This is a genomic window from Acinetobacter sp. SwsAc6 (genome assembly GCF_013391565.1).
GTDB classification, from domain to species: domain Bacteria; phylum Pseudomonadota; class Gammaproteobacteria; order Pseudomonadales; family Moraxellaceae; genus Acinetobacter; species Acinetobacter cumulans.
Window position 1 is genome coordinate 38,161 of record NZ_JACAXE010000027.1, and the last position, 11,414, is coordinate 49,574.

Below are 11,414 nucleotides of genomic sequence, written 5' to 3' on the forward strand. Positions count from 1 at the left end.
GGTATTTTTTACGGTAAAGCTCAATGGACTTTTGTTTTTATCAATATAAAACAATATGATAGCAGCAGATTCCGGTGCGCGCTGAGCGCACCAAATTTAAAAAAGAGCCAATATTGGCTCTTTTCTTATTTCTAAATATCCCAGCGCCGATTTACAGATGTTCCAGCATTATTATAATGAATGACTTTGGCATAGTTACCCACGGCTGTTGCATTTTCAGGAATATCTTTAGTGACGACACTGCCTGCGCCAATGGTTGCATTATTGCCAATATGGACATCATCGATGATGCAGACATTGGGACCTATATAGACATTGTCTCCAATGATTGCTGCTTGTTTGCCACCATTGGCGCCAATAGTCGTAAATTGAGAAAGATTGACATTGTTACCAATAATGGTTGTCGGGTTGACGACCAGCGGGCCGCCGTGTCCGATATACAGCCCATAGCCAATTTGAGTCGTACAGTGGATATCTATACTGTATTTCTTCTTTTTATAATAAAAAACAGGGTAGGCCACTTTGCGCCAAGGCGATTGAGGACTGGCAAGACGCAACCAAACACTAAAATTAAAACCACGGTTAAACAAATAATTTTTAATAAACGACTTCCAACTGGTGTTACCACAGTAGCGATAGAGGTCACTTAAAATAAGTTTGGATAACATGGTTAAATTCACTACACAATATTAGAGATAGGGCTGTCAATATACAGTTTGCAAATTGATTATAGTTAAAAATAAGCAAGCAATTGTTCTCTTAAAATGAAAATAAAACAATTGCTGTTTATTTGTACAAATGTATGGAAGTGTCACAGCTACTTGCGGGCAATCTGTTACAGGCATATATTGATTTTACAGTAGGTCGAAACATAAAGTAGACGCTACAAAGTAGTTGGACGGATCAATGACAGCTCGTTTTGAGTTTGCTAGTTCAAACAATACAATCAGCACTAGCCTTCCAACATAAAGCCCGCCAATGTGCGGGCTTTTTTAATATATGAATGTATATAAAGTGAAAACTGATGGGTCAGATTTATATAAGAATTGTCATACAATATTAATTTATTCAAACTATGTCATTGATATATCATTTTTAAAATTAAGAAAAGTTACATTGCCATGAAATCTAACATTTTCTTTGTGGTTGATTTTTTGTCATGTGATATAAACCTAAATAGCTAGACGACGTTAATAATTGAAGAAGGAAGTAGGGAAATGATAAAAATGATTGATATTAAAGTGAAAGATCAATATAGCCAAATTCTTGATGCAAAAGCAGTTTTGAGTACGCGTCTAATGGAGCAAGCTGAGGCTGGCACACCTGTATTTCAACATATTGATCATATTTTTGTGAATGGTGAAATGATTCAACCCAGCATTGAATTTTTGTATGAAAGCCAAAACTCATCCAGTATTTATAAAGTGATTGAAGCTTAAATTGATTCAATCATCAGTGGAATGAATATTAAAAAGCTCCCTATGTAGGGAGCTTTTTAATATTTATAGGTGTTGCCAGTTTGGTTTATTCATTGATGAGCTGTAGTTGGACATCATAACGTGCAAATTCTTGAATAACTGTATCTAAGACTTGTTGTGCTTCAGGCGTTGTTGGTAACAAATCAAGTTCAGTATTTTGAGCACTGTCAAAGCATTCAATTTTTTCAATAAGCCAGCGTTGTTCATTGGCCGTGCTATTGATAATAATACGACGTGCCTGTAATTGATCATTGGCTTGTCGTGGCAAAACATACGTAATAGCCAGTTGAATGTCTTGCTGTTCATCAGCAGGGCTTAAAAAGGTAATCACCCAATTACCAATTTTACTCAATTGAGTCGGATGGTCAAAAGGGTCAAACTCAAATAAAACGGCCATGCGTCATGCTCTTAAAAAACTATGCTATCTATGCCAAATATTAAAATAAAACCCCATTAGCATTAAGTCGTAGCATGAAATGCCACTTTCGCTTATTTGCATAGAATTAATCCTATTTTAGCCAAATTAAAAGTTTTCAGCAGTCACAAGTATAAAAAATGAGAGCTTTTATAAATAAGAAATAATATAAAAGCTCTAACAGTGAAGTGCTAAAGTTAAATTGATTGGCTCAATTCGAAGCTAAGGTATACATACTGGAATTCACATATTTTAAGGCCATATTGAGCTGTGCAGGCTGAATGCGTGATTCTTGTAAATGCGTCATCCACTGCATTTGGCACGTTTTTAATTCATTTGGATGTTGTGTATTGTGAATTTTTTCAATTAATCGTTTCGCCATCAGTCCGCAGTATTGTTGAAGCTGTTGAGTCATAAACTCTTTTAGTTCATTTAAGCTTGAAGCATGCATACGTACCAGATTACTGTCATTTGAGTTAGATCGTCTCAGTGGCATAGTGTCCGTTATTACGCAAGTTTGATCATTATATATGACTGGTTCATGCAGTTGGCTTGGAAGCTCTGAAGTTGGTATTGGTGTTTCAGTTGACGTATTTTGAATTGTCGGTGGCGTATCTGTCGCGGTGTGTAATGATCCTTTAGTATGTATTAGACCTAATTCTAATAGTTGTTGGATTAATTCAGGCTTGGCAATTCGATGTTGCATTGATGGATTCATTGCATTGAAGTCATCTGATCCAATAAGTAGCAAGAGTTGACGTTGTTTGGCATTTAATGCTAAATCACGTAATTTGATGGTGCGAAAACCAAATTCGGTTTTATAAAAACGAGACATACCTTAATTTATTCCCCCAATAAATTAAGGCATATCCTATTGTGTGAAAATTACACTAAAATGACAGTTTGATGAATGGTTATTTGATTTTTAACAATTTTATAGTGTGCTTACTGAGGAATTTTCCAAAGCTTTACGTAAGTACGGGTCTAAATCCTCTTGACGCATGAGCCACTGTACATAGTCTGCCGGAAGTTCAGAAATTGCAGTACCTCGGTGTTTACCAAAATTAATACTACGTGGAATGCGGGCATCTTCTGAAATGGTATAAAGCGATTCCAAATCATTAATTTTGAGTTGGTGCACAATATGCATCAAAATATTTGCTGTTAAAATAATATCCATATCCGCACGGTGTGCTTTGCGAATCATTTCACGTGCTTTTTCACTACCTTTACTAATCATATAAATGAGTGCAGAAATATTATGTGCTTCTGCATCTGGCCACACACGACGTGCTAGGGCAAGTGTACAAATGGCTTTAAGATTTGAAGTATCTACACCACACTTTTCTAAAGCGCGAAGATCATAATCAATGTTATGGCCAATAATATAGTTGGTTTCTTTCGGTAGCTGAAAACTACTGTAATGAGGCATACCAACCAAGTCTGATTCTAAAATATGATGCACAGCCATTGCCGCAAATGAAATTGGCTCATCAACTGAATAGAGTTGATCAAAAACTTTTGTTTTGTCTAAGCTGAGTTTGCCATTTTGGATTTCAATTGGAGCGTATGCAATTTCAATGGGCTGACCATTTAATGTATGTGTTTCTGTATCAAGAATAATGGCTTGCATGCCCAAATCCAAAAGCAAAATGAATATGCTCAATCTATCATTTGCAGAGAATACTGACAAACCAAACTGCACTGAATGACCTGATATTGCCCAGTATTTGCTGAAAATATAACTCAATCTCTGCGCATTTTTGAGCATAATGTAGCTGAGTACATTGAATTAAAAGAAGATCGAACAAAAAAATTAGAAAAATGTGATGCTAAATACAACATATAGGTGCTAGTGATCAGCGCGGTAAAGATGGCTCTGGAATGGAATTTATTCAGATCTTTAGTCAAACATGATTTTATCAGCTCATCTGATCAATGAGCATTTTAAATGCGAGCAGATTATTTTGATGATTTTGATAAGGCGCGTGGATCTATAACAGCCAAGCTGTCATTGATCTTAAATACTCTTGTGTTGGTGAGCACTGACAGGGTATATATAAAATCAGAAGATGAAAACAACAACAAGGAAGGGCTCAAAATGAAAAAACATGTTTTAGCTGTGTTAATCGGCAGTTCTATTTTATTAACGGCATGTGGTGGCGGTGATGGTGGTGAGTCCACTTATGTCATTGATGATGGAGTCCCTAAAAATAATATTGTAGCTCCAGTGGTTAAAACAACAGGCTATACCGATGCTAGTCAAACAGCAGATAATCTTTTAGCGTCTGTTAGTTCAGACAAGTTATTGATGACGTATAAAATGTTAGGTGTAAATGGAAAAGAGACGCAAGCAACAGCTCTAGTTTTCACGCCAAAGACAGTTAAACCTGCAGGGGGATGGCCGATTGTTGCTTGGGCACATGGAACTACGGGTGTGGCAGATATGTGTGCACCGAGTCAACAGGGCTTAAAAGGCAATGAATATTTAATACAAGGTCTTTTGGCTGCAGGTTATGCAGTGGTTGCGCCTGATTATGAAGGACTTGGTGAGCCGAGTGGCCGTGAACCGCATCCATTTTTAAATTTAAAAAGTGAAGCATTTTCAATTACAGATGCGGTGGTTGCTGCGCGTAATTATCTGGGCAATACCACAGAAAATAGATGGCTGGTCGTTGGACATTCCCAAGGAGGGCAAGCGGCCTTAGGTGCAGCACAATATGCATCACGTGCACAACTCAATTATAAAGGGGCAATTGCTGTGGCACCAGCATCGTTCCTTGGTTCTGTACTAACCTTAGGGGAAGGTTCTACTAAAAATATGACAGATCCAACAGAAATAATTAAAACGCTCGCTTCTTTAGATACTTTTACATCTTTGATTACAGCAGGGCTAAAAAATCAGTATCCGAATTTGCAATATAACCAAGTCTTTAAATCACCCACAGATTTAATTGTTGCAAAAGCAGAATCACTATGCTCTGATAAATTGGGGGATGCTTTAGGTGGGGCAATGGGGCAATATTTTCAACTCAATATGAATCTGACAAATTACCCACGAACACAGACAGATTTCATGACGAATGTTCCTGAAGTAAAGGACTTTTTGGTCAATGGTTCACAGCCACTAAAAACCGTTATTAAAACCCCGATTATTATTTACCAAGGAACACTGGATCCAACTGTACCACGCCAAGTGACGGACACTTTGGTGAAGTCAGCACCTGCAGGTACAACGATTAGTTATAAAACGGATGATGCTCTTCCAGAGACAAGTAAGTGGGATCACATTACAGCCTATTCTTTAAATTTGGGTAATATTGTGAAAGATGTGCAATCTCTAATGCCAATTCAATAAGTTAATTTAACTGAAATGCTCATTTTTAGAATAAAGATGAGCATTTTTTATTGCAAACAGTACGAAGTTCATTCTCTACTTTATAAAACTTCATGCTACAATACGCGCCAATCTTAGCACGGCTTAAAAGCCCTACATTTCATAGGACCTCGCTAATGTTTGCCAATACTTCAATTGCTCAATTTGACCCAGAATTAGCTCAAGCCATCACGAACGAAGATGCGCGCCAAGAAGCTCACATTGAGCTGATCGCTTCTGAAAACTATTGCTCACCAGCTGTAATGGAAGCACAAGGTTCAAAACTTACAAACAAATATGCTGAAGGCTACCCAGGCAAACGCTACTATGGCGGTTGTGAATATGTAGACGTGATTGAACAGTTAGCGATTGATCGTGCTAAAGAACTTTTCGGCGCTGACTATGCAAACGTTCAGCCACATGCTGGTTCACAAGCAAACTCTGCTGTTTACTTAGCACTTCTTAACCCAGGCGATACAGTATTGGGTATGAGCTTGGCTCACGGTGGTCACTTGACTCACGGTGCAAAAGTTAGCTTCTCTGGCAAAACATACAATGCAATTCAATACGGTTTAAACCCTGAAACTGGCGAAATCGACTATGAAGAAGTTGAACGTCTAGCTGAAGAACACAAACCAAAAATGATCGTTGCTGGTTTCTCTGCATACAGCCAAATTGTTGACTGGCAGCGTTTCCGTGACATCGCGGACAAAGTTGGCGCTTACCTATTTGTAGATATGGCTCACGTTGCTGGTCTTGTTGCTGCTGGCGTTTACCCAAGCCCAGTACAAATTGCTGACGTAACGACTACGACTACGCACAAAACACTTCGTGGCCCACGTTCTGGCTTAATCCTTGCGAAAGCAAACGAAGAAATTGAGAAAAAATTACAATCAGCTGTATTCCCAGGCAACCAAGGTGGTCCATTGGTTCACGCTGTAGCGGCTAAAGCGATCTGCTTTAAAGAAGCAATGGCGCCTGAATACAAAACTTACCAACAACAAGTGGTTAAAAACGCGAAAGCAATGGCTGAAGTGTTGATCGCTCGCGGTTACGATGTTGTTTCTGGTGGTACTGAAAACCACTTGTTCTTATTGTCTTTAATCAAACAAGGCGATATTACAGGTAAAGAAGCGGATGCTTGGTTAGGTGCTGCTCACATTACTGTGAACAAAAACTCTGTACCAAACGACCCACGTTCTCCATTCGTAACTTCTGGTATCCGTATTGGTACACCAGCTGTAACAACTCGTGGTTTCGGCGAAGCTGAAGTACGTGAGCTTGCTGGTTGGATTGCTGACATCTTAGATAGCAAAGGTGATGAAGCGGTAATTGCTGCAGTGAAAGAAAAAGTGGCTGCAGTTTGCGCTAAATTCCCTGTTTACGCGAAATAAGTCATACTTGAGAAAAGCCCCCTCAAGGGGGCTTTTTTTATGGCATGAAAAAACTCGAATGTTATCTAAACCTTTATATTTCTGTTATAAATGAATGAGTGATAACAAGAACATGAAGACCACTGCCTTGGCGTGGTCTAATAAAACTGAAGGAACTTCATAGATGAATAAACCTAATATTATTCTTTCTGAACAAGATCTACATCGTTTAGAAACAATGTTAGAGCATCAGTCTGAACTAACATTGACAATGAAACATCTTGAAGATGAATTAGCACGTGCAGATGTAGTTGCACCACAGGATGTACCACCTAATGTGGTTAGCATGAATGCAAAAGTTTTAATTACGATAGCACCATCAATAGAAGCAACCGAAATAACATTGGTATATCCACATGACTTTAAAGCTGAAAAAGGGCAGGTGAATGTCATTGCTCCCATTGGCGCTGCAATTTTAGGTTTAGCGGAAGGTCAAGAAATAGAGTGGCCACAACCAGACGGTCACATTATGAAAGTAAAAATTGAAAAGGTGCTATACCAGCCAGAACGGGAAGGCAACTATTTATAAGCTGCTTGTATGGCCTAGGTGAAAACTAAAACTCCAGATTTATGATCTGGAGTTTTTTTATTTAGTTTTGAGCAAAACCTTGCGGATATGGGTGTAATTGTGGTTGATAATACTTGGCCCAAACTTTTCGTTCTGTAGGGAGGGGTGCTTCAAAGCCCTCTATACCATCAAATAAGGCTTGCATTGCAGATAAAATATTTGGCATTGCACTGTCAGTAATGGCGTCGCAGGCATTTAAATAAGGCTGGATAATAGAAAAGCCACGATAATCAAATACAGAAAAATAAGGAATCACCAATTGTAAGTTCATTGCATGTGCGCCGTATTGGCGTATGTGGATAGCAAAAGCATCTGTACGAATATGAGGTAAACATGCATACATTTCATAGGCAAGTACATTAAATGGGTAATTTTGAGGATTCTGTTCCAATTGTTTTAAGCCTTGATCTGGGCCATCCATGTGCTTAATAAATGTATGACCTGGCGGAAAACTGGTTGGCGTCATGTTGTCATCAGGGTTTGTTCTTGGCATAACACCATGAATAAATTGAAAAACGTAAGCGATTAATTCCCCAGCTTGGTATAAAGCATCATGATAAGGCGAGTTTTTATATGCAATTTCAGTAGATGGCTGGGCGAGGTACATGGGGTTACGTATGTTTAAAATCTCGTTAATAATCTGTTGTGCATATTGTGTTGAACTGGTTTGAATCATCGGTGCAAAAAGAAAATCACAAATATGGCCCGTGGTAAAAAATACGCGATTATGAATATGAGCAATACGTGCAGTAGGTAATTGAGCTTGAATCTCTTGTCCTATGAGTTGGCTTGCTTGTGCTGGATTGAGCCAGCGTAAAGACGTTCCTGCATGTTGAGCAATAACTCGGCCTAAATAACCACTTAAATATAAAATGAAGTAATAATTGCTTTCTTCAGTTAAAAATTTTTCTGCAGAAATAATATAGTTTTGACGCATTTCACGCATTAAATCATCTAAGCGTTCAAGGCTTTTAAGGGAATAGTCGAGTTGTGATATTTCTACTAGTTTTAAATAAGGGCTTCCATTGGGTAGAGGATATTGGTTTTGATACATCTTTTGTAGCGCATGCATTTCTTCGGCAATTTTTAGCCGACTTTCACCACTGATGATGGTGTGATTAAGTAATTCTATTTCAACATGCTGACTCAAACTGAGCGCAATGTCATCTTGTTTAAAATACTGATGTATCACAAGAAGTGGAAACACAATTTTATGAGATAAAACCAATGCAAAGTCGTATAAATATGATTTAGGTAAAGATACATCGCTTTGAGGAAGATTTTGATTGAGTTCTTCACGACTGAACCATTGCTCTGTGCTTGCAGTGCGCTCAGCTAAAAATTGACCCAAATGGCTGGCCAGTAACATAAGGCTGTGTTTAACTGGCTAGCTTCAGCATTATGTTGAATATCCAATGTTCCCACTTGTTTTTTAAAGGCTGTAAATAATTGATCAAGACGCTGAAAGCTAGTAAAGCTTTGATCTAAATTGACCGTATTAAAAGCATTTGCAATATAAAATTCATGCTGATTTTGAGTATCCTGAAAATGCCTGCGGATGTGTTGCATGCGTTTGGTTGCAGATAAAGTAGAATCTACTGGATTGTTGAAGTGGTTTGTTATCATGATGATTCTTTTAGTGTTATTTTAATATGAGTATAAAAGAGTGTTTTTAAAATAGGTGCACGATTGGAATATTTTTTATTAAATTAAATCGATGCTAAGTCGATAAATAATCGAAAAATCTAAACACATGCTGAGCTTGAATTAAGACAGTATTATGTGTGCTTAAATGTAGGGGTGAAGGGCAAAATAGTGGAACAGCATAGCTCAAATGAAGGTTAGAAGTTTTGCAAAAAACTACATCAAAAGCCTGTTAAAAGCCTTAGTATAAAAATGATTTTGTTGAGTTTAATGATTTATGTCTCAAGTCGATGTGTTGGTCCCTTTAACAGAGATAGCCGTATCTTCTGAGGAAGCGCTGTCGGTCAAATGTAACGAGCTGGTCCCCATATTAAATGATCAATATCGTTTGAATCATTATGCCGATGCAATTATTCAAGCTCAGTCAGTGCTCTTAAATGGTGTAGATCCACATTTGACACAAAAATTGAGTCAACAGATTGAAACATTAATCCAATTATTATCTGACTCAAAAAAATACTTTAAAAAACGTAAATTTAACGGTTTACAAAAATGGTTAGGTATTGATTTAGAGTTTGGTTCCAATCAGGTTGATTATTATAAAACGCTAGATCAGACCTTAAGCGATGCTAATCAGCTCAGTCAGCATTTACAAATTGAAATTCAAAAGTCGCAATCACGTTTGAGTCAGTTACAAGGTTTACGTGAGCAAATGGCAAAATATATTCAGGCGGCTGAGGAATTTGCACAAGAGTATCCTAGTTTTGCACATCATCAACAGCCATTGGACAGTTTTGCTGAACGCTTAGCAAAAAAGATTCAAACCTTAAGAACCTTGCAGGCCAGTAATGATATTGCGATTATGCAAATGCACTTGTCACAGCAATTATCCTTTAGTTTGTTGGATCGTTTTAAAGAGGCGCAGCAGGTGCTGATTCCAGCATGGCAGTATCATGTGAAACAAAGCCAGCAGAATAACTCGACAAGTTCACTGGAAAAACTTGATAATAGCCGAGAAGCCCTCATTAAAAATTTAAGAAAATCATTAGAGAAATCCTCTAAATCATAATCAGTAAGGTGCGCTATGACACATCCAGAAAACCTCCAATTGCTTGTAAATGAAGATAACCCAACAACTGCTGTAACCGTGGTAGAAGAAAAATTTAAACAGCTCGATTTACAAGGGATGGGTTTAAAGCCGGCTGATTTTCAGGAAGTCATGACTGCACATAAAGAGCTGGCAGAGATAAACCATAATGCAGTTGCAGAATATGGTAAAAATATTGCGACCAAAACATCTACCTATACTGATGAGCTCTTGAGTTTGGTACAAAATAAAGACCTTGATGCAACGGGTCAAAAGCTGAATCAAGTGGTGCAAGTAGCACAGCAACTTAATACCAGTAGTATTTTAAATAAATCAAAAAACTCAGGTTTTTTGGGTGGCTTATTAAATAAGTTTAAGGGTGCGAAGCAAAGTTTTGATCAGCACTTTAATACCACCAAAGAGCAAATTGACGCATTGGTTAAAGAAATTGAAAGTTCGCAGAACGGTTTGAAAGCGCGTGTAGATACCTTAGATCGCATGTTTAATAGCGTACAAGATGAATATAAGCAGTTGGGTGTCTATGTTGCGGCAGGTAAATTAAAGCAACAAGATATTCAGCAAGAAATTGCCAGCTTAACTGCGTTAGAGCAAGATCAGAACACTACGCAAAAAATTTATGATTTAAACCATTTGGCCAATAATTTGGAAAAACGCGTGAGTGATTTGCAAGTGTTGCAACAATCAGCCATGCAAACTTTACCGATGATTCGTATTATTCAGTCGAATAATTTGATGTTGGTTGATAAGTTTTATGCGATTAAAAACATTACTTTACCTGCATGGAAAAACCAAATTAGCCTAGCGATTTCTTTGCAAGAACAAAAGAATAGTGTGCAACTGGCTAATACGATTGATGATGCGACCAATGATCTATTAAAACGTAATGCAGACTTGCTACATCAAAATTCGGTAGATACCGCCAAAGCCAATCAGCGCTCAGTAATTGATATTGAAACCCTTGAACATGTACAAAATACCCTCATTAAAACAGTTAATGATGTAATTGTGATTCAAAAAGAAGGCATGCAAAAACGTGATGAAGCGACAATCCGTTTACGTGCTTTACAGGATAATTTGAATCATTTGGTGCTTGAAACTAGCTCAAATGGCTCGAAGAGTTCTTAAGAGCATTCTATAAATGGCATAAGGGTCATGCCATTTTACTGCTTAGGAAGGCAATATTGTCAGATACTTAGGAGAATATATGCCTCCCTTAGATGAATATGCAGTACGTCCGCAACAGATAGAAACGGGCTTAGTGACGCGAGACTGTAAATAAAACTGTGTAAACGCTTAGACTATCCCTCAACGCTGTTAGGGGCAACACAGGTGTTTACCATGAAAGATGAAGCAATGCTGGCATTAGCCAAAGAATTTGCCAAGAACTTAAAG

At 37.8% G+C, this 11,414-nt stretch carries 12 protein-coding genes; 6 read left to right on the forward strand and 6 right to left on the reverse strand.

Going from position 1 to position 11,414, the window contains the following annotated elements; genetic code table 11:
- Positions 1–131: 131 nt before the first annotated feature.
- Positions 132–668, reverse strand: coding sequence for a serine O-acetyltransferase (locus HYG93_RS15105; protein WP_120366216.1), 537 nt, complete (start codon positions 666–668; stop codon positions 132–134).
- A 549-nt stretch (positions 669–1,217) separates the two neighbouring features.
- Between HYG93_RS15105 and HYG93_RS15110 the strand changes: the two genes are divergently transcribed.
- Entirely contained in the window at positions 1,218–1,439 is a 222-nt protein-coding gene (locus tag HYG93_RS15110) for a hypothetical protein (protein ID WP_106986391.1), read from the forward strand.
- An 85-nt stretch (positions 1,440–1,524) separates the two neighbouring features.
- Here HYG93_RS15110 and HYG93_RS15115 read toward each other — a convergent pair whose 3' ends face one another.
- From HYG93_RS15115 to HYG93_RS15125, 3 genes are all read right to left on the reverse strand, one after another.
- A complete protein-coding gene (locus tag HYG93_RS15115; RefSeq protein WP_106986390.1) occupies positions 1,525–1,875 on the reverse strand; it encodes a hypothetical protein in 351 nt (116 codons plus the stop codon).
- Positions 1,876–2,104: 229 nt separating this feature from the next.
- Positions 2,105–2,728, reverse strand: coding sequence for a hypothetical protein (locus tag HYG93_RS15120; RefSeq protein WP_178962606.1), 624 nt, complete (start codon positions 2,726–2,728; stop codon positions 2,105–2,107).
- Between the two features lie 99 nt (positions 2,729–2,827).
- Positions 2,828–3,526 carry an exonuclease domain-containing protein gene (locus HYG93_RS15125; protein ID WP_106986412.1) on the reverse strand — a complete coding sequence of 233 codons (699 nt, stop codon included), beginning with the start codon at positions 3,524–3,526 and terminating at the stop codon, positions 2,828–2,830.
- 468 nt (positions 3,527–3,994) lie between these two features.
- Here HYG93_RS15125 and HYG93_RS15130 point away from each other — a divergent pair, with 468 nt between their 5' ends.
- The 3 genes from HYG93_RS15130 (at position 3,995) to rnk (ending at position 7,231) form a co-directional block, all read left to right on the forward strand.
- Positions 3,995–5,251, forward strand: coding sequence for a S9 family peptidase (locus tag HYG93_RS15130; protein ID WP_178962607.1), 1,257 nt, complete (start codon positions 3,995–3,997; stop codon positions 5,249–5,251).
- 155 nt (positions 5,252–5,406) lie between these two features.
- A complete protein-coding gene (gene glyA / locus HYG93_RS15135; protein ID WP_106986388.1) occupies positions 5,407–6,663 on the forward strand; it encodes a serine hydroxymethyltransferase in 1,257 nt (418 codons plus the stop codon).
- A gap of 163 nt (positions 6,664–6,826) precedes the next feature.
- On the forward strand, positions 6,827–7,231 hold the full coding sequence (gene rnk, locus HYG93_RS15140) for a nucleoside diphosphate kinase regulator (protein WP_106986387.1): 405 nt from the start codon (positions 6,827–6,829) through the stop codon (positions 7,229–7,231).
- Between the two features lie 61 nt (positions 7,232–7,292).
- Here the strand turns inward: rnk and HYG93_RS15145 are convergent, their stop codons facing one another.
- The gene (locus tag HYG93_RS15145) at positions 7,293–8,639 is read right to left on the reverse strand and encodes a hypothetical protein (RefSeq protein WP_256733482.1); all 1,347 of its coding nucleotides are present in this window, start codon (positions 8,637–8,639) and stop codon (positions 7,293–7,295) included.
- A complete protein-coding gene (locus HYG93_RS19510; RefSeq protein WP_227865882.1) occupies positions 8,606–8,896 on the reverse strand; it encodes a hypothetical protein in 291 nt (96 codons plus the stop codon). Before HYG93_RS19510 ends, HYG93_RS15145 begins: the two co-directional genes overlap by 34 nt.
- A gap of 295 nt (positions 8,897–9,191) precedes the next feature.
- Between HYG93_RS19510 and HYG93_RS15150 the strand changes: the two genes are divergently transcribed.
- Both HYG93_RS15150 and HYG93_RS15155 read left to right on the forward strand, forming a co-directional pair.
- Entirely contained in the window at positions 9,192–9,983 is a 792-nt protein-coding gene (locus HYG93_RS15150) for a tellurium resistance protein (RefSeq protein WP_106986386.1), read from the forward strand.
- A 15-nt stretch (positions 9,984–9,998) separates the two neighbouring features.
- Entirely contained in the window at positions 9,999–11,147 is a 1,149-nt protein-coding gene (locus HYG93_RS15155; RefSeq protein ID WP_106986385.1) for a toxic anion resistance protein, read from the forward strand.
- Positions 11,148–11,414: the final 267 nt, after the last annotated feature.